Origin of the sequence: Vibrio sp. SCSIO 43153 (genome assembly GCF_023716625.1) — a bacterium.
GTDB classification, from domain to species: Bacteria; Pseudomonadota; Gammaproteobacteria; order Enterobacterales; family Vibrionaceae; genus Vibrio; species Vibrio rotiferianus.
On the sequence record NZ_CP071855.1, the window covers coordinates 866,263 to 891,091 of the forward strand.

Annotated in this window: 25 protein-coding genes and 1 tRNA gene; 16 read left to right on the forward strand and 10 right to left on the reverse strand. The window is 45.1% G+C overall.

Annotated elements, in window-relative coordinates; translation table 11 throughout:
* Window positions 1-28: 28 nt before the first annotated feature.
* The 3 genes from J4N37_RS04055 to argS form a co-directional block, all read right to left on the reverse strand.
* Window positions 29-550, reverse strand: a complete 522-nt coding sequence (locus J4N37_RS04055; protein WP_252041702.1) for a YqhA family protein — start codon at window positions 548-550, stop codon at window positions 29-31.
* A gap of 150 nt (window positions 551-700) precedes the next feature.
* Window positions 701-1,129 carry an HIT family protein gene (locus tag J4N37_RS04060; protein WP_252041703.1) on the reverse strand — a complete coding sequence of 143 codons (429 nt, stop codon included), beginning with the start codon at window positions 1,127-1,129 and terminating at the stop codon, window positions 701-703.
* Window positions 1,130-1,275: 146 nt separating this feature from the next.
* Window positions 1,276-3,009, reverse strand: coding sequence for an arginine--tRNA ligase (argS, locus tag J4N37_RS04065; protein WP_010446861.1), 1,734 nt, complete (start codon window positions 3,007-3,009; stop codon window positions 1,276-1,278).
* Window positions 3,010-3,229: 220 nt separating this feature from the next.
* Between argS and J4N37_RS04070 the strand changes: the two genes are divergently transcribed.
* A complete protein-coding gene (locus J4N37_RS04070) occupies window positions 3,230-3,826 on the forward strand; it encodes a VOC family protein (protein WP_252041704.1) in 597 nt (198 codons plus the stop codon).
* A gap of 315 nt (window positions 3,827-4,141) precedes the next feature.
* Here J4N37_RS04070 and purU read toward each other — a convergent pair whose 3' ends face one another.
* A complete protein-coding gene (gene purU, locus J4N37_RS04075; protein WP_038884829.1) occupies window positions 4,142-4,975 on the reverse strand; it encodes a formyltetrahydrofolate deformylase in 834 nt (277 codons plus the stop codon).
* A gap of 193 nt (window positions 4,976-5,168) precedes the next feature.
* On the opposite strand from purU, the gene J4N37_RS04080 reads away from it, so the two are divergent.
* The 8 genes from J4N37_RS04080 to rnd all read left to right on the forward strand — a co-directional run bounded on the left by J4N37_RS04080 (window position 5,169) and on the right by rnd (window position 12,980).
* On the forward strand, window positions 5,169-5,366 hold the full coding sequence (locus J4N37_RS04080; RefSeq protein ID WP_010446866.1) for a hypothetical protein: 198 nt from the start codon (window positions 5,169-5,171) through the stop codon (window positions 5,364-5,366).
* A 134-nt stretch (window positions 5,367-5,500) separates the two neighbouring features.
* On the forward strand, window positions 5,501-7,426 hold the full coding sequence (gene yoaA, locus J4N37_RS04085) for a DNA repair helicase YoaA (protein ID WP_038884827.1): 1,926 nt from the start codon (window positions 5,501-5,503) through the stop codon (window positions 7,424-7,426).
* A gap of 42 nt (window positions 7,427-7,468) precedes the next feature.
* Entirely contained in the window at window positions 7,469-8,170 is a 702-nt protein-coding gene (gene tsaB / locus J4N37_RS04090; RefSeq protein WP_010446871.1) for a tRNA (adenosine(37)-N6)-threonylcarbamoyltransferase complex dimerization subunit type 1 TsaB, read from the forward strand.
* Window positions 8,171-8,223: 53 nt separating this feature from the next.
* Window positions 8,224-8,529, forward strand: coding sequence for a hypothetical protein (locus J4N37_RS04095; RefSeq protein WP_010446873.1), 306 nt, complete (start codon window positions 8,224-8,226; stop codon window positions 8,527-8,529).
* 28 nt (window positions 8,530-8,557) lie between these two features.
* A complete protein-coding gene (locus J4N37_RS04100; protein ID WP_252041705.1) occupies window positions 8,558-9,115 on the forward strand; it encodes a Slp family lipoprotein in 558 nt (185 codons plus the stop codon).
* A gap of 6 nt (window positions 9,116-9,121) precedes the next feature.
* A complete protein-coding gene (locus J4N37_RS04105) occupies window positions 9,122-9,976 on the forward strand; it encodes an alpha/beta fold hydrolase (protein WP_252042101.1) in 855 nt (284 codons plus the stop codon).
* A 106-nt stretch (window positions 9,977-10,082) separates the two neighbouring features.
* On the forward strand, window positions 10,083-11,774 hold the full coding sequence (fadD, locus tag J4N37_RS04110; RefSeq protein ID WP_038884822.1) for a long-chain-fatty-acid--CoA ligase FadD: 1,692 nt from the start codon (window positions 10,083-10,085) through the stop codon (window positions 11,772-11,774).
* 87 nt (window positions 11,775-11,861) lie between these two features.
* Window positions 11,862-12,980, forward strand: a complete 1,119-nt coding sequence (gene rnd / locus J4N37_RS04115) for a ribonuclease D (RefSeq protein ID WP_252041706.1) — start codon at window positions 11,862-11,864, stop codon at window positions 12,978-12,980.
* Between the two features lie 302 nt (window positions 12,981-13,282).
* Here the strand turns inward: rnd and minE are convergent, their stop codons facing one another.
* Genes minE through minC form a run of 3 tightly spaced genes read right to left on the reverse strand, consistent with a single transcriptional unit; the run spans window position 13,283 to window position 15,043 of the window.
* Entirely contained in the window at window positions 13,283-13,546 is a 264-nt protein-coding gene (gene minE / locus J4N37_RS04120) for a cell division topological specificity factor MinE (RefSeq protein ID WP_010446883.1), read from the reverse strand.
* A 2-nt stretch (window positions 13,547-13,548) separates the two neighbouring features.
* Window positions 13,549-14,361: a septum site-determining protein MinD gene (gene minD, locus J4N37_RS04125; RefSeq protein ID WP_010446885.1), complete on the reverse strand. Its 813-nt coding sequence runs from the start codon at window positions 14,359-14,361 to the stop codon at window positions 13,549-13,551.
* Window positions 14,362-14,380: 19 nt separating this feature from the next.
* Window positions 14,381-15,043, reverse strand: coding sequence for a septum site-determining protein MinC (gene minC / locus J4N37_RS04130; protein WP_038884821.1), 663 nt, complete (start codon window positions 15,041-15,043; stop codon window positions 14,381-14,383).
* Window positions 15,044-15,240: 197 nt separating this feature from the next.
* Between minC and J4N37_RS04135 the strand changes: the two genes are divergently transcribed.
* The 4 genes from J4N37_RS04135 to J4N37_RS04150 all read left to right on the forward strand — a co-directional run bounded on the left by J4N37_RS04135 (window position 15,241) and on the right by J4N37_RS04150 (window position 19,001).
* Complete coding sequence (locus J4N37_RS04135; protein ID WP_010446889.1) at window positions 15,241-15,525, forward strand: YcgL domain-containing protein; 285 nt, start codon at window positions 15,241-15,243, stop codon at window positions 15,523-15,525.
* A 44-nt stretch (window positions 15,526-15,569) separates the two neighbouring features.
* The gene (locus J4N37_RS04140) at window positions 15,570-16,541 is read left to right on the forward strand and encodes a lytic murein transglycosylase (protein ID WP_252041708.1); all 972 of its coding nucleotides are present in this window, start codon (window positions 15,570-15,572) and stop codon (window positions 16,539-16,541) included.
* An 80-nt stretch (window positions 16,542-16,621) separates the two neighbouring features.
* Window positions 16,622-17,566 (forward strand): LysR family transcriptional regulator, encoded by a 945-nt coding sequence (locus J4N37_RS04145; RefSeq protein WP_252041709.1) that lies wholly within the window; start codon window positions 16,622-16,624, stop codon window positions 17,564-17,566.
* Window positions 17,567-17,801: 235 nt separating this feature from the next.
* Entirely contained in the window at window positions 17,802-19,001 is a 1,200-nt protein-coding gene (locus J4N37_RS04150) for a NupC/NupG family nucleoside CNT transporter (RefSeq protein WP_071235582.1), read from the forward strand.
* Between the two features lie 257 nt (window positions 19,002-19,258).
* Here the strand turns inward: J4N37_RS04150 and J4N37_RS04155 are convergent, their stop codons facing one another.
* Complete coding sequence (locus tag J4N37_RS04155; RefSeq protein ID WP_252041710.1) at window positions 19,259-19,630, reverse strand: endonuclease domain-containing protein; 372 nt, start codon at window positions 19,628-19,630, stop codon at window positions 19,259-19,261.
* A gap of 856 nt (window positions 19,631-20,486) precedes the next feature.
* A complete protein-coding gene (gene folD / locus J4N37_RS04160) occupies window positions 20,487-21,347 on the reverse strand; it encodes a bifunctional methylenetetrahydrofolate dehydrogenase/methenyltetrahydrofolate cyclohydrolase FolD (RefSeq protein WP_252041711.1) in 861 nt (286 codons plus the stop codon).
* Between the two features lie 204 nt (window positions 21,348-21,551).
* On the opposite strand from folD, the gene J4N37_RS04165 reads away from it, so the two are divergent.
* A tRNA-Arg gene (locus J4N37_RS04165) sits at window positions 21,552-21,628 on the forward strand.
* Between the two features lie 79 nt (window positions 21,629-21,707).
* A complete protein-coding gene (locus tag J4N37_RS04170) occupies window positions 21,708-22,013 on the forward strand; it encodes a hypothetical protein (RefSeq protein WP_252041712.1) in 306 nt (101 codons plus the stop codon).
* A gap of 39 nt (window positions 22,014-22,052) precedes the next feature.
* On the opposite strand, the gene J4N37_RS04175 is transcribed toward J4N37_RS04170, so the two are convergent.
* A complete protein-coding gene (locus J4N37_RS04175) occupies window positions 22,053-22,910 on the reverse strand; it encodes a BrxR family helix-turn-helix transcriptional regulator (protein ID WP_252041713.1) in 858 nt (285 codons plus the stop codon).
* A gap of 320 nt (window positions 22,911-23,230) precedes the next feature.
* Between J4N37_RS04175 and dptF the strand changes: the two genes are divergently transcribed.
* Window positions 23,231-24,829, forward strand: coding sequence for a DNA phosphorothioation-dependent restriction protein DptF (gene dptF / locus J4N37_RS04180; protein WP_252041715.1), 1,599 nt, complete (start codon window positions 23,231-23,233; stop codon window positions 24,827-24,829).

Below are 24,829 nucleotides of genomic sequence, written 5' to 3' on the forward strand. Positions count from 1 at the left end.
ATGCGGCTTTTCTTTTTTGTCTATTCAATCAGTGATCTTCAGAGTGCTTGGTTGAGCCTAGTTCTAAGAACTTTAATCCAAGGCTTAGAACTAAAATCGAAATTGGTAGGGTTAAGATTGTCCAGTCTAAGCTATCGAAATTAATCAGTACGAGCTCCAAGAACTTCACAAACAAAATCACAATAATGACTTCAGCCAAAATGTTTTTTAGGTGGCCTATGTTTGGGGTTCTGATCCAATGCAAAACCGACGGTTCTTGTGTTTTCGCTTTAGCTTTGTTGGAAATAAACAGTGTGTAGATGCCGTGAGCAAAGATGAACAAAACTAGTGCGACAAGAAACGTATCCAGTGATTTGATCAAATACGCGATCGCGATGTCTGCTTTATCTAAATGTGCGAGTGCTTTTGGAGGTGTTTGATTAAGAATGAAGACCGCAAATGCCGAATAGGTTTTTGCTGCGCCCATAAGAAAAAGCAAGAATGAAGCAGCCATAGAACAGATGATGGCGATCCAGCTGACGTATCGGAATGTGTTGAAGACTTGTTTCATGATGACCCTCTCTAACTGAGCGGGCAGTCTAAACAAGTTTTATTTTAGTGATAATCCTAGAAAAATGAGAAAGATTATTACAAATACGTATTAATCTTTCTCTGTCTGTTTCAGCCATATTCAAAGGCGAATTATTTTCGCTGGCAGCGCTTATGCTTTTTGGAAAATAGAGCTCAGTGATAGCACGTTTTTAATACGGCCAAGCAATTCGTTTTGCTCTTCTTCTGTACGGAATTCACCTTTGGTGCTGCCCCAAACTGGTCCCGGCCATGCTACGTCATCTTTGAAGCGAGCAATATGGTGAATGTGTAGCTGAGGCACCATGTTACCTAGTGCGCCTAGGTTTAACTTGTCTGGACGGAATGTTGCTTCTAGTGCTTGGCTTACTGCCTGAGACTCTAGCAAAAACTGTTGCTGTTCTTTCATTGGCAAGTGGTGAAGCTCTTTTAGGTTTGCACGTTTTGGTACCAAGATAACCCATGGCACGGCATTGTCTTTATGCAGAAGCGCCACACACAGTGGGAAGTGACCGATAACGGTAGTGTCTTTTGCCAATTGAGGGTGCAGTTCAAAACTCATTATATTATCCGATTTGAATTGAATGACATCAGTATACGCCAGATAAAACAAAAGGTTGACGCTTTCACGCCAACCTTTCTAAATCGTCTCGATTCTCGATTCTCGATTCTCGATTCTCGATTCTCGATTCTCGATTCTCGATTTGCTTACATACGCTCTAGAGTATCAATACCTAGTAGAGATAGACCTTGCTTGATGGTCTTCGCTGTTAGGGCTGCTAGTTTCAGACGGCTTTGTTTCACTGCTTCGTCTTCAGCAACTAGGATAGGGCATGCTTCGTAGAAGCTAGAGAACTGACCTGCTAGTTCGAATAGGTAGCTACACATGATGTGTGGTTGACCTTCGCGAGCAACAGACTGAACTGCTTCTTCGAACTGCATAAGTTTTGCGATAAGCGCTTTTTCTTTCTCGTCAGTGATCTTAATTTCACCTTGTAGATCATCCATAGAAACGCCAGCTTTAGCGAATACAGATGCTACGCGAGTGTAAGCGTATTGCATGTACGGTGCAGTGTTACCTTCGAACGCTAGCATGTTGTCCCAATCGAACACGTAGTCCGTGGTGCGGTGCTTAGAAAGGTCTGCGTATTTAACCGCTGCCATTGCAACTGTGTTCGCGATCGCTTTCTTCTCGTCTTCTGCTAGTTCTGGGTTCTTAGATTCGATCAGCTGTGCTGCACGAACTTCTGCTTCATCTAGAAGATCAGCAAGACGAACCGTACCACCTGCACGAGTCTTGAATGGTTTACCATCTTTACCTAGCATCATGCCGAATGCGTGGTGTTCAAGAGAAACAGATTCTGGGATGTAACCCGCTTTACGAACAATAGTCCAAGCTTGCATTAGGTGCTGGTGCTGACGAGAGTCGATGAAGTAAAGCACACGATCTGCGCCTAGCTCTTCGTAACGGTATTTCGCACATGCGATATCTGTTGTTGTGTATAGGAAGCCGCCGTCACGCTTCTGAACGATAACGCCCATCGCTTCGCCGTCTTTGTTCTTGAACTCTTCAAGGAACACAACTTGCGCGCCGTCATCTTCAACCGCAAGACCTTGTGCTTTAAGGTCTGCTACGATCTTAGGTAGCATGTCGTTGTACATGCTCTCGCCCATTACGTCATCACGAGATAGAGATACGTTTAGACGATCGTAGTTACGTTGGTTTTGGATCATGGTTACGTCAACCAGCTTCTTCCACATTTCTGCGCAGAACTCGTCGCCGCTTTGCAGTTTCACAACGTAGTTACGTGCTTTAACTGCGAATTCTTCGTCTTCGTCGTAAAGTTTCTTAGACTCACGGTAGAAGCCTTCAAGGTCAGCCAGTTCCATAGAAACTTCGCCAGACTCTTGTTGTACACGCTCAAGGTTTGCGATAAGCATACCGAACTGAGTACCCCAGTCACCGATGTGGTTCGCACGGATCACTTTGTGACCTAGGAACTCAAGAGTACGTACTACCGCATCACCGATGATGGTTGAACGTAGGTGACCAACGTGCATTTCTTTTGCTACGTTTGGTGCAGAGTAGTCAGCAACGATAGTTTGAGCTTCGTCTGCAGCAACGCCAAGGCGTGAATCAGCCAGTGCTGCTTCCGCTTGCTTCGCTAGGAACTCTTCGCTTAGGAAAATGTTGATGAAACCAGGGCCAGCGATCTCTGTTTTGCTCGCAATACCGTCTAGGTCTAGAACATCCAGTACTTTCTGTGCAAATTCTCGTGGGTTAGTACCCAGTTTTTTAGCAACGCCCATTACGCCGTTTGCTTGGTAGTCACCAAATTGTGGCTTTGCTGATTGGCGAACTGCTGCAGGACTGCCTGCAGGTGCGCCAGCGGCTTCTAGAGCCTGAGATACTTTGTCATTAATAAGTGCTTGGATATTCACACGCGTTTCCTTCAATTCAAGGACGAAGAACTCGGCGATATAAGTGCCGAGTTCTGTTGGAGTTCACAAAAATGGGGCTAATGATAACAACTTTATTGCTTTTCATACAGAGAGGATTAGGGGAAATTTATACTTTTTCGATTGAATGGAAATGTGGCTTGGTTTGCGTTTACTATTGCGCTCAGAGTAATGAGATAAATCGCCCCAAAAGAGAGCCACAATGACGACTCAACTAGTTGAAAAACGCCTAGCGCCTGAATTGATGATCCAAGATCTGGATGCATTTATGGCGAAGATTGAAGAGCTTGCATCCCTGTTAAAACTGGATCTGAGCTTTGCTCAAGCTGACCATATTGCGCTGCGTATTAATGATACTGAAACAGCGAAAGCCGCGCATGAGGCTTGGATTCAATACGGCAAGGTGATTTCACAAGCGAAAATCAACGGTCGCCCAATTATTGTTATTGAGTTCGATAAAGCGTTGGAAAGCCGTGGCTGGAAGATTGAGTGTCTGGAGTTGCCATACCCTGCGGAAGGTAAAATCTACCCAACTGAAAGCTGGGAACATGTGGAGTTCGTGATTCCGTCTCATGCCGAAACCGCAGATGAGTTTCTTGCTGATTTGAAACACACTTATCCAGCGTTTGGCGCACGCTTTAGTGAGTTAGAAGAGCTGGGTGTGAAGATCAAACTATCGAGCCCGAAAGGGGAAGGCGAACGCTTGAATAACCCAACGGTGGCGTTTAAGTATCAAGGCATTTGTATCAAGCTGCATCCGCATTCACTCAAGCGTATTGTGGAGTCTGAGCAGGCTTAATTTGTTTTACGTGCGCTGTTAGCTTTGTGGGCAAACTGGAGCTGACAGTGCGCGAATATGAGATTCCTGATCTCGCTTAAGCTCGTCGGACTGACGAAGTTCAAGCCGTTTGTGTTTGGTTAAGGGATGTGCACTAATTAGCTTTCATGTTCATGCCTCATTTACGTCATTCCCGAAAGCGACGAAGGAGCGCAGTCGGGAATCTCTTACATGCACTGCCATAAAACATCCGACGACTGATACAAAAAACGCGTAACGAAAAGGCAATACCTTCTCTAATTACGCGTTTTTAATAGTTAGCAGTCAGTCACTAACTTAAAGAATAACCGTCTTATTACCGTAAACAAAAACGTGGTCATTGAGCACTTTGTTCAGTGCTTTGCTCAACACGTTCTTTTCTACATCACGACCCGCTTGCGCCATATCTTGTGCGCTGAACGTGTGATCGACAGGAATTACGTCCTGCTTAATGATTGGCCCTTCATCTAGATCATTGGTAACAAAGTGTGCGGTTGCACCAATGATTTTCACGCCACGATCAAACGCTTGTTGGTACGGTTTCGCACCGATGAAAGCGGGCAAGAAACTGTGGTGAATATTAATAATCTTGTGATGGTACTGCTCTACAAAAGCTGGGGTTAGCACACGCATGTACTTCGCCAGAACTAAAAAGTCCGCATCGTATTGAGCGATAACTTCGAGCATCTTTTGCTCATGCTCTTCGCGGCTCAGATCTTCGTGAGTAACATGGTGATAAGGGATATCGAAGCGTTCAGTAAGGCCTTGTAGCTTGTCGTAGTTACCGACAACGGCTGCGATCTCTACATCCAAACTTCCGTCGTAGTTCTTCATTAAAATATCGCCTAAACAATGCGCTTCTTTGGTTACTAAAATAACGATACGCTTACGGCGGGAACTGATGAGCTTTCGCTTCGCACCTTGAGGCAGTGCTTGGTCTAAATCTGCTAGAAAAGTCTGATCATTGAAGTAGCCTTCTAGCTCGGTACGCATAAAAAAGTGACCACTGGCATTATCTACAAACTCATTATTGTGGACGATATTCAGTTGGTGCTTATAACAAATATTGGTGATTTTTGAGATCAGGCCTGGGGCGTCTGAACAATGAGTAAGTAGTGTTTTCTTTTCCATAAATAGAATACTTCCATGTTTTATTTTTTTTAGCGTACGAAAAATTGTTTAGCCCTAATAGGGTGAACTATGCCGCAATTTGACCACCATAAATAATCTATTATCAAAATGGTTTCAACAAATTATCTAGGTGAATTTAAACAGTCACAAGTTTGTTGACGTAAGACAAAATTAAAAGGCTAAGGTGGTGCGTATGGATAAAGAACTACTAGCACGCAAACTGTACCAAGAGCGAGTAAGTGCACTAGTGGGAGAACAAGGCATTGATGAGCAGGTGCTCAGTCAAATGTGGGAAAATAAAGCCACTCCTACCGAAGCGGCGAAAGCCATGGTATCAGACGATGCATTCCAAGGACCAGCTTGGCTAAATCGCTACTTAAATCGTAAATAACTTCACAAACACCTTCCGGGGCGGGTCTTATTATTGGCTCGCCCCGGCTCACTTTCTGCACTTTTGTCACCTCGTGATCCTTTCCCGTTCTTTGGTATACTCTCGGCAATTTTTCTCGCTCAGGCAAAAAGTGGATGATCGCAAAAACCTTTTCCTCTGATGGTGCGCTAGGTAAAGCTATACCTGGTTTTCAAGCTCGTCAGCCCCAAATCGATATGGCAGAAGCCGTCAGCAGTGCGATCAAAGACCAAACTCAGCTGGTGGTTGAAGCAGGGACGGGAACAGGTAAAACCTTCGCTTACCTTGTGCCTGCGTTATTGAGTGGCAAAAAAGTCATCATCAGTACCGGGTCTAAGAACTTACAAGAGCAGCTATATCATCGTGACCTGCCGTTGATGGTGAATGCGTTGGGATTCTATGGTCAAGTAGCATTGTTAAAAGGTCGCTCTAACTACCTTTGTTTAGATCGCTTAAGCCGACAGATGGTCGAAAGCCACACCAACGAAGCAGATCCAACACTGCTGACTCAATTGGTTAAGGTACGCTCTTGGTCTTCGGAAACGAAAACGGGCGATTTAGGAGATTGTGAAGATCTGCCTGAAGACAGCATGATCATCCCAACCATTACCTCAACCAACGACAACTGCTTAGGCAAAGAGTGTCCGAGCTATACTGATTGTTTCGTCTTAAAAGCACGTAAACGTGCGATGGATTCGGACATCGTTGTCGTAAACCACCATCTGTTCCTCGCAGATCTTGCGATAAAAGAAACGGGTTTTGGCGAACTGATCCCTGAGGCAGATGTGTTCATCTTCGACGAAGCTCACCAGCTTCCAGATATCGCCAGTGAATACTTCGGACAGTCGATCTCCAGCCGTCAGATCCAAGAGCTTGCCAAAGACATTGAAATTGCCTACCGCACAGAAGCGAAAGACATGCGTCAACTGCAAAAAGTGGGGGATAAACTGATGCAAAGTGCCATGGACATGCGCATTGTATTAGGTGAACCTGGTTTTCGTGGCAACTGGCGTGAGGCTCTGCAATCGGAATCGATCAAGCGTGAACTGGTACGTTTAATTGATAGCCTAGATCTTGCCATCGATGTACTAAAACTGGCGTTGGGTAGAAGCCAATTGCTGGATACCGCGTTTGAGCGTGCCAACCTCATCAAAGGTCGGATCGACAGAGTGTGTGACGTAGACATCACCGGTTATTCCTACTGGTACGATACTTCTCCGCGCCATTTCGCCCTGCACATTACACCGCTTTCGGTGGCGGATAAATTCCATGAGCAAATCGAAATCAAACAAGGTGCGTGGATTTTTACCTCAGCAACCCTTGCTGTCTCTGGTGACTTCAAGCACTTTACTGAACGCTTGGGTCTGAAGCCAAAACAACAGTTTTCCCTGCCTTCTCCGTTTGATTACGAGCAGCAAGCGCGTTTATGTGTACCTCGTTATTTACCTGAGCCAAACAGCCCAGGCTTAGCCGACAAACTGGTGCGAATGCTCGCGCCTGTCATTGAAGAGAATGACGGACGTTGTTTCTTCTTATGTACTTCGCACAGCATGATGCGTGAGCTAGGAGAACGCTTTCGTGAAGTGCTGGATTTGCCAGTACTCATGCAAGGCGAAATGAGTAAACAGAAGACCCTAGCCGAGTTTATGGAGCTGGGTAATGCACTGCTGGTGGCCACTGGTGCATTTTGGGAAGGGATAGATGTTAGAGGTGATGCACTGAGCTGTGTTATCATCGATAAATTACCGTTTACAGCCCCTGATGATCCATTGCTTAAGGCACGTATTGAAGATTGTCGGTTACGTGGTGGTGAGCCATTTGCAGAAGTGCAAATTCCGGACGCCGTTATCACGTTAAAACAAGGGGTAGGGCGTTTGATTCGAGATCAGAAAGATCACGGTGCATTAATCATTTGTGACAACCGTTTGGTCACACGAGATTATGGTGGGATCTTTTTAGCAAGTTTACCTCCGATCCCAAGAACACGAGATCTAGAACGAATCAAAACATTCCTAAAAGCCGAACAAGATAGCCAGTCATAGAGTGGCCTTAATTACATTTAGAACAGAGTTATAGAGAGTCAAATGAGCGCAAAAATTCTTGCTATCGATACTGCAACAGAAAATTGTTCTGTTGCATTATTAGTGGGTGATAAAGTGATTTCACGTAGTGAAGTTGCACCTCGCGATCACACCAAGAAAGTGCTACCAATGGTAGATGAACTTCTGAAAGAAGCCGGTTTGACCCTTCAAGAGTTGGATGCGCTTGCATTTGGTCGTGGCCCGGGTAGCTTTACTGGTGTTCGTATCGGTATTGGTATTGCACAAGGCTTAGCATTTGGTGCGGATCTACCAATGATTGGCGTTTCAACACTCGCAGCCATGGCGCAAGGCAGTTACCGCCGACACGGCGCGACTGATGTTGCGGTTGCAATTGATGCACGCATGAGTGAAGTTTATTGGGCTCGTTATACTCGTCAAGAGAATGGTGAATGGGCAGGAGTGGATGCAGAATGCGTGATTCCACCTGCGCGTTTAGCCGAAGAAGTACAAGCTGACGATAATACATGGACAACCGCAGGTACAGGTTGGGATGCATACCAAGATGAGTTAGGTCAACTTCGATTGAATCTAACTGCTGGTGAGGTACTTTACCCTGATTCGCAAGACATTGTCATTTTGGCGAAACAAGAGCTGGAGAAAGGCAATACCGTTCCAGTAGAAGAGTCGAGCCCAGTTTATCTGCGCGACAATGTGACTTGGAAGAAGCTACCAGGTCGCGAATAATCCTTATTGAGTTAGGGCGAAGTTTACTTCGCCCTAAATAAAGATGGAGCGTTATGGCATCGATAAATGGTTTACCTCCTGCGTTGGTTCCCGGTGCAAATCGAACGACGAAAACCAACAAAAAAAGTCAGGTAAAGAAAAGTCAGCAAAAGCAACCCGTTGGCCAACCATCAAAGGTGGCGAATGCGGTCGCGCACTCCATCAAACAGGTTGATGAATCACAAATACATCGGGCTCAAATTCAATATGATTTGCCTGAAGGACGTGCTCGCAAAGCCATGGAAGAATATATGGGTGTAATGAACCAAGCGAAAAAAGAGGAACTCGCTCAATTGCTTGGTGTCGATATTTACATCTAAACTGCAACACAACCTTTAAAGGGGAAACATGAACCTATCCAAACGAATTTTATTTACCCTTCTTGTTACGATTGGCTTGTCCGCGTGTAGCTCCCTACCAGAAGAGCTTACTGCGTCAACAGAACAAGTCATAACAGATTATAAAACCTTCGCAGAATCCCAAGGTCAAGTTAAGGAAGATGTAAGACTCGGCGGCGTTATTGCTCAAGTCGACAACTTGAAAGATAAAACCCGTTTGGAAGTTGTGAACCTCCCAATTAGTAAAACTGGTAAACCAAATATTGATAAAGAACCTATTGGCCGCTTTGTTGTATATATGGATGGATATTTAGAACCAGTATCGTTTAGCAAAGGCAGGCTGATTACTGTTGTTGGTAAAAGTGCAGGGGAAGAGCAAGGCAAAATCGGTGAGCACCCTTACATTTTCCCTGTAGTGAAAGGCGATGGCTACCGCTTATGGAAGATTGAAGAGCGTGTACGCATGTACGATACGCCAACTTACTTCTACCCTTGTTACTCCATTAACTGCCGCATGATGCGAAATGATTTTCCGCAAGACGGCAAGGTGATCAAGAAGGTTAAGTAATCTGTGATTAATGAGCGCCGTTTTGAACTCCCATCTGGGAGTATGGCTGCCCTAGAGATCGGAAACGAAAAAACGACTGCTTGTTCAGTCGTTTTTCTTCATGGGTGGATGGATAATGCGGGCAGTTTTAAGGCTCTGATGAATGCTATTAACCAGAAAGCGCCTGAGCTTCACTTGTTAGCAATTGACCTATTTGGTCATGGTCTCTCCAGTCATAAATCCTCCGATAATTACTATCCTTTTCATGACTACATTGCTGATTTACACCAACTATTGGATGAATTATCGCCAAACAGACTCGTGTTAGTAGGGCATTCACTAGGCGCATTAATCGCAAGTTGCTATAGTGCTGCTTTTCCAGAGCAAGTCGAAGCATTAGTGCAAATTGAAGGGGCAGGCCCACTCGCTGAAAACCCTTCAAATAGCGTTAAACGTCTGCGTACCGGTGTCCTCAGTCGACAACGTCAACGTAACAAACCGGAGCGAGCCATCGCTTCTTTCGATCTGGCGTTAAAGCTACGCATGCAAGCGAATCACCTGACCGCCGAGCAGTTGATGCCTATCGTAGAGCGCGGAACTGAATGTCGTGATAACCAATGGTTTTGGCGACATGATGCCAAATTAAAATGCGAGTCTCTTTATCGTATGGCGCAGGATCACGCGAATGCAATAACCAGCCAAATCTGCTGTCCGCACCTGATCATTTTAGGTGACAAAGGATTTCAGCATTTACAGTCTAACCAAGTCGATTGGGGAGAAAATCCACCGAATGTGGTTTCTGTCGCAGGTGGGCATCATTGTCATTTAGAGCAAAAGCTCGAGGTCGCAAAGCGAATTCTTGGTGTAGTTAACAAAATTTAAACAAGTGTTTGAGAGTTACGTGCTCAAGCACGTTTGCTGTGCTGTAATAGTGCTCAAAATAAAAAGGACGCTATTTTTTAGCCAGTTATAAACGAGGAGTAACATCGTGGATAAACCATGGCTTTCACGTTATCCAAGTGACGTACCTGAAACCATCAATCCAGAGCAATATGAGTCTTTGGTAGAAATGTTCGAGCAGTCTGTACAAAAATACGCAGACCAACCGGCATTCATGAACATGGGCTCGGTCATGACCTTCCGCAAGTTGGAAGAGCGTAGCCGCGCATTTGCCGCATACCTACAAAACGAACTAAAGCTGAAAAAGGGTGACCGCGTTGCTCTTATGATGCCAAACCTGCTGCAATACCCTGTCGCGCTATTTGGTATTTTGCGTGCTGGTTGTATCGCGGTGAACGTGAACCCACTTTACACTCCCCGTGAGCTAGAGCATCAGCTAAACGATGCTGGCGCAACGGCGATCGTTATCGTTTCTAACTTCGCGAACACACTTGAGCAGATCGTTGAAAACACGCCTGTTAAGCACGTAGTTCTGACCAGCCTTGGTCAAATGCTGCCACGTGCGAAAGGTACGCTTGTTGATTTCGTAGTTAAGTACGTGAAAGGCATGGTACCTAAGTACGATCTGCCGGGTGCAATCTCAATGCGTAAAGCGCTGCATAAAGGTCGTCGTCTTCAGTACGTGAAGCCATTTATGTCTGGCGATGATATTGCGTTCCTTCAGTACACCGGCGGTACAACGGGCGTAGCGAAAGGCGCAATCCTGACGCACCGCAATATGATTGCGAACGTAATGCAGGCGAAAGGCGCTTATGGTCCAGTACTGTCTCCGGGGCGTGAACTGGTTGTGACGGCGTTGCCGCTTTATCACGTATTCGCACTGACGGTGAACTGTCTACTATTCATCGAAATGGGTGGCAACAACCTACTGATTACTAACCCACGTGACATTCCAGGTTTTGTGAAAGAGCTGCAGAAGCACCAGTTCACCGCTATTACCGGCGTAAACACGCTGTTTAATGCATTGGTAAATAACGAAGATTTCCATGAGCTAGATTTCAGTAACCTTCGCCTAGCAGTAGGTGGTGGTATGGCAGTACAACGCGCGGTTGCAGAGAGTTGGCAGAAAACAACAGGATGTTACCTACTTGAAGGTTACGGCCTAACAGAATGTTCTCCGCTCGTGGCGGCTTACCCGCATGACCTAGTGGAATACAACGGCTCTATCGGTCTGCCTGTACCATCAACGGAAGTACGTATCGTTGATGAAGAAGGTAACGGCTTACCAAACACTGAAACCGGCGAGCTTCAAGTTCGTGGTCCTCAAGTTATGCAGGGCTACTGGCAGCGTCCGGAAGCGACCAAAGAAGTGATCAACGAAGATGGTTGGTTATCGACCGGTGATATCGTTAAGTTTGATGAGGAAGGCTTCCTACACATCGTCGACCGCAAGAAAGACATGATTCTTGTGTCTGGCTTCAACGTTTACCCGAACGAAATCGAAGATGTGGTTGCTCTGCACGGTAAAGTGCTTGAGGTCGCTGCTATTGGTCAGCCTCACGAAGTTTCTGGTGAGTTAGTGAAGATTTACGTGGTTAAACGTGATCCAAGCTTAACTAAAGACGAAGTCATTGCACATTGTCGCCAACACCTAACTGGCTACAAAGTACCTAAGTTGGTTGAGTTCCGTGAAGATCTACCTAAGACTAACGTAGGTAAGATCCTTCGTCGCGTATTGCGTGAAGAAAACGACGCAGAGCTCGCGAAGAAGAGCGCATAAGCGGATTTCTTTGTGCAACAATCATTTATTGATAATTAATGTTAGAATGCCAGCGTTTTGCTGGCATTTTTTTATAGCGAGAAGCGTGTGAATTATCAAATTATTACTAAAAACAAAGACCTAGAACAAGTTTGCGCTCTAGCTCGAGAAGCAGATGTCGTTATGTTGGATACTGAGTTTGTCCGTGTAAGGACTTACTATCCGCAGCTAGGCTTGATTCAGCTTTTCGATGGCAAGCAACTTTCCCTAATTGACCCAACTGAACTTACCGACATGAGTTCATTTGTTGAGTTACTTAAAGACACCTCAGTACTTAAAGTTCTACACGCATGTGGTGAAGATTTAGAAGTATTCCAAAATGCCTTTGATTGCACGCCATTCCCAATGGTGGACACTCAGCTTATGGCGGCGTTTCTTGGCCACGGACTTTCAACCGGTTTTGCAACGCTAGTCGAAGAATACCTTGGTGTGGAACTGGATAAGAGTGAATCTCGCACCGATTGGATGGCACGTCCATTAACACAAAAGCAGCTTGATTATGCCGCAGCGGATGTTCACTACTTGCTGCCTCTCTATGAGAAGTTGTTCGATAAGGTGACGGAAGCAGGCTGGTGGGAAGCTGTTCAGCAAGAAAGCGACCTACTGGTTTCTAAACGTATTCGTAATACCAACCCAGACAACGCCTACCTTGATATTAAAGGCGCTTGGCAGCTAAAGCCTCGAGAGTTAGCCGTTCTTAAGCCTCTTGCAACTTGGCGCTACCGCGAAGCACTAAAGCGCGATCTTGCGCTGAACTTCATCTTCAAAGAAGGGGACTTGCTCACAGTGGCACGCCTTGGCCTGACGAGTTTCAAGAAGATGGAAGCAGAAGATATTGATATTCGCGCAATCAATCGTCATGGTGCGCGTATAGCGGCTATCGTCAAGCAAGCGAAGCTCACTCCAGCCGATGAGTACCCTGCTACTATTGAACGTTTGATGGATTACCCTGGCTACAAGCAAATCTTCAAGAACATGAAGGACGTAGTGAAAGTAGCGTCTCAAAAATCTGGCTTAGCGACCGAGTTTTTGGCGTCGAAAAAGCAGATTAACCAAATCATCAGTTGGGTTTGGAAGAAAGATCGTGATCCAGCGAGACTACCGGACGTGATGCAAGGTTGGCGTCTAGAGTTGCTCGGTGAGAAGATGGATAAGATTCTCAAGTAAGCACTACTCAAAACAAGATAAACGAAAAAGGTTGGCAAATAGGCCAACCTTTTTTTGTAACACGCATTTGTATTTTGCCTGAAGTTCTCATCTTACGACGCTAAGCTACCGAGTCGTTCCAGATAATCTAGCGAACTGTAAGAATCTAAGTGAGACTAGGAGTCTACTCACAGCTCGCTTGCTTTGAAGCCAAAGCCATACCTCAACAATCCGAGCTCGTTGGGAACAGATTCTGAATTACGCTCGTTCCTCGCTGTTCAGAATGACGAAGAGGAGGGCACTCAGGCAAAGACGAAAAGTAATTACTTCTCGTCTTCTGGCAACTTCACGTTGAGCTCAAGAACGGAAATGTCATCGTCTTTGTGCTCAAACGTCAGGTCAACCATGTTCGGGTCAATAGCCACGTACTTACTGATCACTTTAAGGATGTCTTCCTTAAGTTGCGGTAAGTATGAAGGCGCAGGATCATCTTGGCTACGACGTTCCGCCACGATGATTTGTAAACGCTCTTTCGCTAGGCTTGCTGATGCTTTCTTCTGAGGTCGGAAAAATTCCAATAGTGACATTATTAGCCTCCAAATAGTCGTTTAAAGAGTCCTTTCTTCTCCTCAGTAAGGAAACGAAATTCAACTTGCTCACCCAGTAGGCGGTCAACGGTATCTGAGTACGCCATACCAGCATCTGTATTCTCATCGAAAATAACAGGAACACCTTTGTTTGATGCATTCAATACAGCTTGGCTTTCAGGGATAACACCAAGTAGGGAAATATGTAGGATCTCTTCTACGTCTTGAACGCTCAGCATTTCACCTTGGTTTACACGGCCAGGGTTGTAGCGAGTCAGTAGAAGGTGCTGCTTCACTGGCTCTAAACCTTGCTCAGCGCGAAGTGATTTAGAATCAAGAATACCAAGAATACGGTCTGAATCGCGTACTGAAGAGACTTCAGGGTTGGTTGTTACGATCGCTTCATCTGCGTAGTAAAGCGCCATTAGAGCACCTTGCTCGATACCTGCTGGAGAGTCACAGATAATGAAATCGAAACCCATCTCACCCATCTCGTTGAACACACGTTGTACACCGTCTCTAGTCAGTGCATCTTTATCTCGAGTTTGAGAAGCAGGAAGAATAAACAGGTTATCGGTACGTTTGTCTTTGATCAACGCTTGGTTCAGCGTTGCCTCACCATTAATAACGTTAACGAAATCATAAACAACGCGACGTTCGCAGCCCATGATTAAATCGAGATTACGCAGGCCGATATCGAAATCGATCACCGCTGTCTTTTTACCCTTGAGGGCAAGACCAGAAGCGATGGCTGCGCTAGAAGTGGTTTTACCCACGCCACCCTTACCAGACGTTACAACAATAATGCGTGCCATTTTATTTCCTTTTTAAAACTTAAATCGTGAGAGTCTCAAGATGTAATGATTCTTCTGCTTTACTGATCATTACTTTTTGTTTCCAGAACTCACTCGCAATTTGATCACTAAGCCAATAGTCACCCGCTATGGAGATTAGCTCAGCTTGTAAATTGTGGCAGATAATTCGAGCTTCGCTTTGTCCGCTTGCTCCTGCGATTGCACGGCCACGTAATGTTCCGTGAATATGAATAGAGCCATCGGCAATGACTTCAGCCCCTTCGCTAACATGCGCGAGTACGACTAAATCGCCATCTTTGGCGTATACCTGTTGGCCAGAGCGAACAGGCGTGCGCACCACTTTAGTTGGTGCCATTTTCGCTGGTGCTTTTGCAGGAGATTTACTAGCAGACATAATGGCGAAGCCCGCTTCAGAGGCAAGGTTTTGTATGCGTTTGTCTTTGCAACCCGTTACGCCAACCGGAATAAAGCCGGCATCAGCAATACCTTGCTTCAATGCGTTAAAATCAATATCGCCTTCGACTTTTGCTATATTGATCACCAATGGGGCGGACGCAAAAAAAGAAGGAGCTTGAGAAACCTTTTCTTGCAAAAATTCGACAGTTTTGACGATCTCATTGTCAGAAAGGTGTAAAACAGACAATGTAAAACTGCTACCTTTAAGGTCAGGTGAATGGGTCATCGTGGACTTCTTGCCTCTGTTGAAAGAGCGTTGCCTTAAACTAGGTATGTCATGTTATATTTCATCCCTTGACGCAGCAAGTTATCTTAAAGGCAAATAAGTGATTTAATCTCATTTTTGCTATCAAGTTTGCGAGAATTTTACGTTTTTATTTAAATCCGCCCCAAAATGGCGGAAATCAGCACAAAAGGCTTGTCATGCTTTGTTCTATTTATAAAAGTTCCAAGAAAGAAGGCGCTTACCTCTACATCCCGAAAAAAGACGATTTTTCACAGGTGCCTGACACACTTATGCAGATGTTCGGTAAGCCTATGCCGGTTATGACGATCAAACTAGAAGGTCGTAGCTTAGCGCAAGTGGATGTCGAGAAAGTGAAAGCTTCATTACAAAACGAAGGCTTTTTCCTTCAGTTGCCGCCACCACCAGAAAATTTATTAGAAAAATACAAAGAACAAAAAGCTCAACAGAAAGACGAACAATAAGTCGGTTTGCTATTGAGTGATCTGCCTTGCTCAAGGAGGGCAATATGAAAAAAATACTGGCAACGATGCTTAGCTTAGGGGTTTGTACTTCGGCTTTTGCTAGTAGCGAAGGATTTGACGAATACCTTAATAAACTGCGAGCAGAAGCTCGTGATAAAGGTATCTCTGAGCAAGTCATCAGTGCCGCGTTTGCCGATGTTGAATACAAACCACGCGCGGTGAAAGCGGACCGAAACCAGCCAGAAAAAAAGCTGACGTTGGACGAGTATATCCCACGTGCAGTACCTGAGTGGAAGGTTAAACAAGCGAAGCAGTTATACAAAGAGCATTACGCAGAGCTAAAACGCATTGGTGATGAGTTTGGTGTTCAACCTCGCTTTATTGTCGCGCTTTGGGGCGTGGAAAGTAATTTCGGCAAGTTCACTGGCAACTTCCGTGTTATCGATGCGTTGTCGACCATGGCATTTGAAGGTCGACGTGAAGAGTTTTTCCGCAAAGAAACCATGGCCGCGCTACAAATTCTTGATCAAGGCCATATCGAGCTAGAAAACTTTAAAGGCTCGTGGGCTGGTGCGATGGGTCAATGTCAGTTTATGCCTAGCTCATTTTTGCGTTTTGCCGCAGATGGCAATGGCGATGGTAAGAAAGACATCTGGCAATCAGAAGCAGACGTGTTTGCCTCAACCGCTAACTACTTAGGTGAGTCTGGTTGGGACGATAAATATACTTGGGGTCGCCAAGTAAAAGTGCCGCATGGTATTGATCATAACCTTGAAGGTCGTGGTGCTGAAAAAGGCAAGTACCTACAAGAGTGGAGCAAGTTGGGCATTACTAAGTACGATGGTAGTCCGCTGCCTACACTGGATGAAGACATCAAAGCTTGGCTAATCATGCCAGATGATGAAAACGGCCGTACTTACTTGGTGTACAACAACTACAACGTATTGATGAAGTGGAACCGCTCTTACTACTTTGCACTGGCGGTAAGTCATTTAGCTGACCGCATCACTTTCTAAGTGCTTAATTCTAACTAATCAGTGAATATGAAAGGGGCTCTTCGGAGCCCTTTGTTTTCTCAAATTTTATCGAGGTTTGCGTGTTATCTGAACGTGCTGCACAAATGGTGATCTTCTCTGCGTTGATCAAACATAAGAACTTTACCGCCGCGGCTAAGAGCCTAGGTGTGTCCGTGTCTCACGTCAGTAAGCAGCTCAGTCAACTAGAGGCTTCTCTAGGCATTAAGCTTGTGCAACGCACCACACGTAGTTTCACCCCGACGGAGGCTGGACGAACTTTTTATCACCATTGTGAGCAAGTTTTACAAGCGGTGAAAAGCGCCACGCTCGAAATGGAAAGCCAAAGAGATGAAGTGGCGGGCCTCGTCCGATTGGGACTATCGCAGTCATTTGGCACCTTACATATTATTCCTGCGATTCAAGAGTTGCGAGAGCAGTACCCACAGCTACAAGTAGAAGTTCACCTATTTGATTACAAAGTGGATATGTTAGATGAGGGGTTAGACCTTTGGATCACCAACAATGAGCGCCTACCAGAAGGCTACATTGCACAGCGATTAACAGATTGCCAGTTTATTGTAGCTGCCTCACCAGAATACTTGCTAAAGCACACCACACCCACGGAACCCAATGAGCTCTCTCAACACAATTGTTTGATATATAGAAGTTGGGAGCGCGATTACACCAGTTGGGCTTTCACTAAAGGTGAGCAAGAGCTTAATGTCAAAGTATCAGGCAACTACTCGGTTGACTTAGCAGAAGCGGTTCGTGATGCTGCGATATCGGGGTGGGGAATTGCCTACTTAGCCACTTATCTGCTTGGTGATGAGTTCCGAACCGGTAAGTTGATTCAGCTGTTACCAGACTGGAAAGCAAGTCAATCAATGCCGTTTTATGCGGTCTACCCAAGCCGTCAACACATGCCGAAAAAGCTCTCCGCAGTGATCGATTTTATTAAGCAAAGGATTGGCACGCCTTGTCACTGGGATCAGAAATTAGCACCATACATCTCTTTACCAAAGTAGTGGCTACATAAGGTGATTTAAGTCACAAAATTTTTCTGGTTTCAGAAACATCTTTTCCAAATGGAAACAATATAAAGAGGCAAACGTTTAAGCTCAATAATTTCAATTGCTTACATTTGTGATTAAATAGTAGTCAGGCTGACTTTTCACACTGTTAACATACCCAACTTGCAGCTTTTTCTTCTCGCTATAGAATCCGACGCCTTTCCTATCCCCCTTTTGTCGGAACCACTTTATGAACTCAATTATTGGTATCGTAGCCATTCTATTCGTAGCATGGCTGCTTTCTACAAACAGAAAAAATATCAAGCTCAGAACGGTATCTTTAGCGTTTGCTCTTCAAGTGCTGTTTGCACTGCTAGTGCTGTATGTACCAGCAGGCAGAGAAGCGTTAAGTTCGGTAAGTGGCGTCGTCTCTAAACTGATCAACTATGGCCAAGAAGGTATCGCATTTCTTTTTGGTAATCTTGCTACTGGCGGATTCACGTTTGCGATTAATGTCCTTGGCATCATCGTCTTCTTCTCTTCATTAATCTCTGGTTTGTATCATCTAGGGGTAATGCCGAGAGTCATTAACTTCATTGGTGGTGGTATCCAAAAGCTATTGGGTATTGGCCGTGCGGAATCGCTTTCTGCAACCGCGAACATTTTTGTTGGCACGATTGAAGCTCCGTTAATGGTGAAGCCATACCTAAAGCACATGACGGATTCTCAGTTCTTCGCGGTAATGACGGGTGGTTTGGCTTCTGTTGCTGGTGGTACTCTGGTTGGTTACGCTTCTTTAGGGGTGGATTTAAACTACTTGATAGCTGCGGCATTTATGTCTGCACCAGCTGGTCTTTTGATGGCGAAAATGCTGATGCCAGAAGATGAGGTAAAAGCACCAGATATCGATATCAGCCAAGTAGAGATCCCGCGTGCAACTAACGTGGTAGAAGCTTTGGCGGATGGTGCTATGGCTGGTGTCAGTATTGCTATCTCTGTTGGTGGTACTTTGCTGGCATTCATCAGTGTGATTGCACTGCTTAACGGTGTGCTAGGCTGGGTTGGTGATTGGTTTGGTGTCCAACTGAGTTTTGAACTAGTCCTTGGTTACGTGTTTGCTCCTGTTGCTTGGTTGCTTGGTATTCCTTGGAATGAGGCCATCACTGCAGGCTCATTAATCGGTAACAAAATCGTAGTGAACGAGTTTGTCGCTTTCATTCAATTGGCTGATGTGAAGTCTCAACTGAGTGCCCATTCACAAGCGATTGTGACTTTTGCTCTGTGTGGCTTTGCTAACATCTCAAGCATGGCAATGCTAATTGGTGGCCTAGGTTCACTTGTTCCTGAGAAGCGCGCTTTCGTATCTAAACACGGTTTCCGAGCAATTATTGCAGGTGTGATGGCTAACCTGATGAGTGCATCAATCGCTGGCGTGATTTTGAGCTTATAACAGAACCCCTCCCTAACCCTCCCCTTCGAAAGGGGAGGGAACTCGGCCCGAGTGCGCTGATTGTGAAGCGTCAATCGACAGTTAATACAACTTCTGTGGCGATTGCATTAGTTGAATCGTTCTCTTTCCGGTCCTCCCCCTTTCCAAGGGGGAGTTAGAGGGGGTTGTTGCTCCAAACTAAATCCGGTTTCGGTATTTGGATAAGTTAGAAGACCAAAAGCGATCTCAGCCCGGTCCTCCCCATTTTTAAGGGGGAGTTAGAGGGGGTTACTGCTCCGAACTAAATTGAATAACCTTTCCAAAACGGACTCGGTCTGATTCATCACTTCTTCGTTGGTGAATCGCAGAACCTCAATCCCCAATGCTTCCAGAAATGCATCCCTCATTGCATCTTTCTCTTTTCCCTCATCAGAGAAATGGCTATCGCCATCAATCTCAATAACCAAGTTCAATTCCGTACAATAGAAGTCAACAATATAGCGACCAATGCCATGTTGCCTACGAAACTTTACGCCAAGCTGTTTACGCCTGATTCTTTGCCAAAGTACTTTTTCAGGTTTTGGCATATTTACACGTAATCGACTTCTGATTGGTTTTTGGTATTTTAAATTAAAAGTTCGTTGTGGCACTTGTGCTTCCTTTGCGTTCTCAACCCCTCCCTAACCCTCCCCTTAGAAAGGGGAGGGGACTAGACCTGAGCGCGCTTAGTGTGAAACACCAACCGACAATTAATATGATGTTCGCTGTAATTTCATGAGTAAAAGCGATCTCAGCCCGATCCTCCCCATTTTTAAGAGGGAGTTCGAGGGGATTGCTACTCCGAACTAAATCCAGCTTCGGCATTTGAATAAGTCAGGAAACAAAAAGCGAATGCAGCCCAGTCCTCCCCCTTTCCCAGGGGGAGCTAGAGGGGGTTGTTACTCAGAACTAAACTCAGCTTCGGTATTTGAATAAGTCAGCGAACTAAAAGCGATCTCAGTCCGGTCCTCCCCATTTTCAAGGGGGAGTTAGAGGGGGTTGTTGCTCCGAACCAAATTCGGTTTCGGTATTTGAATAAGTCAGCGAACCAAAAGCAAACTCAGCCCAGTCCTCCCCATTTTCAAGGGGGAGTTAGAGGGGGTTGCTACTCCGAACTAAATCCAACTTTGGCATTTGAATTAGTCAGGGAGCTAAAAGCAAACTCAGCCCAGTCCTCCCCATTCTCAAGGGGGAGCTAGAGGGGGTTGCTGCTCCAAACTAAATCCAGCGTCGGCATTCGAATAAGTCAGGGAGCTAAAAGCAAACTCAGCCCAGTCCTCCCCATTTTCAAGGGGGAGCTAGAGGGGGTTGCTGCTCCAAACTAAATCCGGTTTCGGTATTTGAATAAGTCAGCGAACTAAAAGCGATCTCAGTCCGGTCCTCCCCATTTTCAAGGGGGAGTTAGAGGGGGTTATTACTTCAAACAAAAAGGGCTCCTTGCGGAGCCCTTTCAGTATCGGTAATTCTTTATTTCTTCGTATGGAACTGCTCGCAAGCCAGCATCGTGTTCTCAATTAGGCTTGCTACCGTCATTGGGCCAACGCCGCCCGGTACTGGTGTAATAAAGCTCGCATTCTCACGTGCTTTATCGTATTCCACGTCACCCACTAGCTTGCCAGATTCAAGACGGTTGATGCCCACATCGACCACAACTGCGCCTTTCTTGATCCACTCACCAGGAATGAAGTTTGGTTTACCAACTGCAACGACAACTAGATCAGCTTGGCGAACGTGGCCTTCTAGGTCTTTTGTGAAGCGGTGACAAGTCGTTGTTGTACAGCCAGCAAGAAGCAGCTCAAGCGTCATTGGGCGGCCAACGATGTTCGATGCGCCAACCACAACCGCGTGCTTACCACGTAGCTCAATGTTGTAACGGTCAAGAAGAGTGATGATGCCTTTTGGTGTACAAGAGCGAAGCTTAGGAATGCGCTGCGCTAGACGGCCCACATTGTAAGGGTGGAAGCCATCTACGTCTTTTTCTGGGTGAATACGCTCAAGAACGTGTGTTGCATCGATGCCAGCAGGAAGTGGCAACTGAACAAGAATGCCGTCGATTTCTGCATCGTTGTTCAACTCATCGATAAGTGCCAACAACTCTTCTTCCGACGTTGTCGCAGGAAGGTCAAAAGACTTAGAGACAAAGCCAACTTCTTCACACGCACGGCGCTTACTGCCAACGTATACCTGAGATGCTGGGTCTTCGCCAACTAAAACCACTGCCAACCCTGGCGCACGTAGTCCTGCTTCTTTGCGAGCTTTCACTCGAGCCGCAACTTCCGAACGAACAGTTTGGGAGATAAGGGTTCCATCAATATTTTGAGCAGTCATGACTTTCCTTAATAAATTGAGAAGGCAAATTAATCGCTGCGCATTGTCGCAGAAAAACTGTGAGACATCCATACGCAAACGTTTGCTTTGTGGTGTTTTTGAACATTTCTCATTTCAGTGCCCTTTTTTTAGGCACTCAGATCAGAATGTTATGAAAACCCGTTGATTTAAGCGTTTGAACTCGTATAATCCTGTCCCTGTAGCGCGCCCTTAGCTCAGCTGGATAGAGCACGTCCCTTCTAAGGATGTGGTCATAGGTTCGAATCCTATAGGGCGTGCCATTTATTTAGAAACCCCGATAGCTCCTCGAGTTATCGGGGTTTTGTCGTTTTGGAACCATTAAAATCAGGAGCTTGCAATATGAATCAAGTCATCACGTTGACTGGCGGCAATATCCGAAACTCTCATATGTATTTGACTGGCTTTATGGACCAGTTTCCTAAATCAACAGTTGGTGGAAAGAACCGCTCATTGATTGCTCCCGAATTGCTGACGATAGAGTTTGCTGGCGTCGGTGCAGTGACAACAGACATCGATGGGACAAAGCGAATTTTCAGAGAGCGAGCGATCCAAAAACAATTCTTCGAAAAGCACTCTTTAGAAGAAGGCGCTCAGGTCAGAATCACCTCCATCAATGACTTTTTATACCGCATTTCTGTTGTTTGATATTGAAACTGATGCCCCATGTTGTAAAGGGGCAATCAATTACAAAAGCCAACGTTTAACCACGTGAGGGTTAGCGACTGTTAGTTGGTATTTTTTCGGAGAGGATTTTAGTTTTCTCTGATCTACGCATATATCTAATCGCTTAACCAAGTACTTAATCAGTGCTCTTCGGCAACTGATAGTAAAAGATGACTCATCCATTCCGTAATCTGCTTTCACAATGGCTTGTTGTTCCGGTGTTAAGTGCGGATTTGGAATGATTTGGATGGTTTCTTCAATCATCCAGTCTTCATCCGCATCCATTCCAATGTTCGACTTGTCGAGCAGTTCTGGCTCTCCTCGGAAGCGGCTTAAAACAAAATCTAAGAACATTTGTCTATCTTCGCAGTAAGCGCGTACATGCCAGCGAAAGCCGTCAAATACGATAGTGTGAGGAACAATGTTTCTACCACGGCCTTTTGGGCTATCCATTGAAACGTACTCAATATCCACTCGACGCTTTTCTCTAGCAGCCTGCAGCAAGCCGCGAACAATGATCGGAGCGACGTGCCTATCTGGAACAGAGAGAACGATAGAATCGGCATGACCTAAGTTTTGTATGTCGAAACCATCGACGTGCTCATTGCTGTATTTGTGCAGCAGTGACAAGTATTCGTTTGGTGTGCCTTTTGTAAAGCGAGGGACGAAGTCTTCTGACGGGCGATAACCTTTAATACTTCTATCGTGGATAAGAGGGGGGAACTCAAACTGCTCTTGGAATGCTTTGATGTCTCGAGATGCTTGTTGTCGCTTTATATTGAATGAGTTACACAAATGATTAGTGGTAACTCGACCTTCCCACAACGCGACTACTTCAATCAGTTTGAAGCGAAGAAGTTGATCCCATTTGATAGTCATTGTGCTGTTTTAATGCCTGAAAATGATACATGTTGATGTATACAGAATATACGTACATTTTTCTTGGGGGTATAGTGCTTACGTCATACGAAAGTTGAAAATTCTGACTCATAGCAATGTCAGTTGGCTCAAATTTTATTAAGGTCAGAATTCAACTTTTGTGTGAGAAGAGTAATATGAACTGGTTGCATAAATGGTGGTTATAAATTACCCATTTAAACTAGATGCATTTCATATACGGTATCGTGTGTTTTCTTCGTTTGGTAGTATTCAATCCCACAAAGAAAGTCCGTTTAATCAACCTTTGAAGAGAAAGAACCTTGAATTTAGCACAAGCCCTCAGCATTCTCTCCAAGTCCTCACCCTATGCGGTAAGTACCGAAAGAGAGCAAAATCAAGACCTTTTGGCTGAATATAAAAGTCATATCTACATCAAAACCGACATTGAAGCTGATTTTAAGCAAGCGCTTCTGTCTGCAAAAAAAGATGAGATCATCTTTTTGTGTGGCAGTAGTGGTGACGGCAAGTCGGAGATTTTGACTCAATACAGCCAAAAGCATAAAGCAACGCATGATTTTCATCTTGATGCGACACATAGCTTCAACCCGAGCCAAACAGCTATTCATGCGTTAGATGAGCGTTTTACTCAGTTCAAAGGAAATGACAAGCCACTCGTTGTTGGCATTAATATTGGTATGTTGGGTAACTATGCTGAGGAAGGTGCTGACCAACATAACGATGTTAAAGCGTCGATAAAGGCTTTTCTGGATAATCAAACGGACGACATTCCAGCAAACCATACATTTCTAGATTTCGAACAGTATCCGAAATTTACTCTTGGCCACGAAGTGAGCACATCCGATTTTGCCGCTCAATTTCTAGCTCGCTTAACTGAGCCAACTTTAGATAACCCGTTTTATGCGCTCTACGACAGTGAAGTGAAAAAGTCTGGTCACAGCGTACTGACTGCAAACTACGCTTTATTGGGTCTGGAGTCCGTTCAAAAGAACATTATCGCTCTGTTACTCAAAGCGCGTTTGATCAAAGACCAATTTTTAACAGCACGTGCTCTACTGGATTTTGTATTCCAGATCTTAGCAATGGAAGAAGGTTACCTGTTCGACAACTTGTTCTCCGGTGCGGATAACGAGTTGCTAGAGCATATTCAGAGCTTTGACCCAAGCAATATTCATACTCGCAAGATTGATGAGTTTGTTCTGCAATTTGGTTTGGGCATTGAAGAAGAAGGCTTTACTCAGTTGAAAGAACAAGTGAAGCCACTAGGTGTATTTGATGTATCAAATGCTGCTTCTTACCTTCGCATGGTTTACTTGCTCAAAGATGAAGAGCAGTTTGCAAATAATTATATCAACGAGCTGAAAGTCGACTTCGATAACTCTTTAGTGAATCAGTACGCGAATACTTGGCTGCTTCACCGTGAGTTTGATGGTTCTGGTAAACAGAAAAAAGAGCTAAACAAGTTCTATAAAGACATCCTAATTTCGGCGATTCATCGTTACTGTAATCGTAACTCTCCAACGCTCGATAAAGACCAATTTTTTATCTCAGAATACAACGGGTTTAAAACCGCAGCAGAGCTTGAGGTGAAACCTGATTTTACCGCTATCAAAACTCAAGGTGTTGGCAAAATTGGTTCTTTCAATGCGCACATCCGTGCTGATGATAACGCTCTGCTTCCAATGCCAATCAGTATTAACTTACTTGAGTTGCTAGAAAAGATTAATCAGGGGTATCGACCTAACAAGCACGATAAAAACGCGGTGCTTTTGTTGGATGAGGTGATTGAACAGCTCATCGCTGTTGCAAACGAGAAGAACACCCTGTTTATCCTGAAAAATGATAAGCGCTACAAGATCGTCAATGAAGATGACGAGTATTTCGAAGTGAGTGGTATTTAA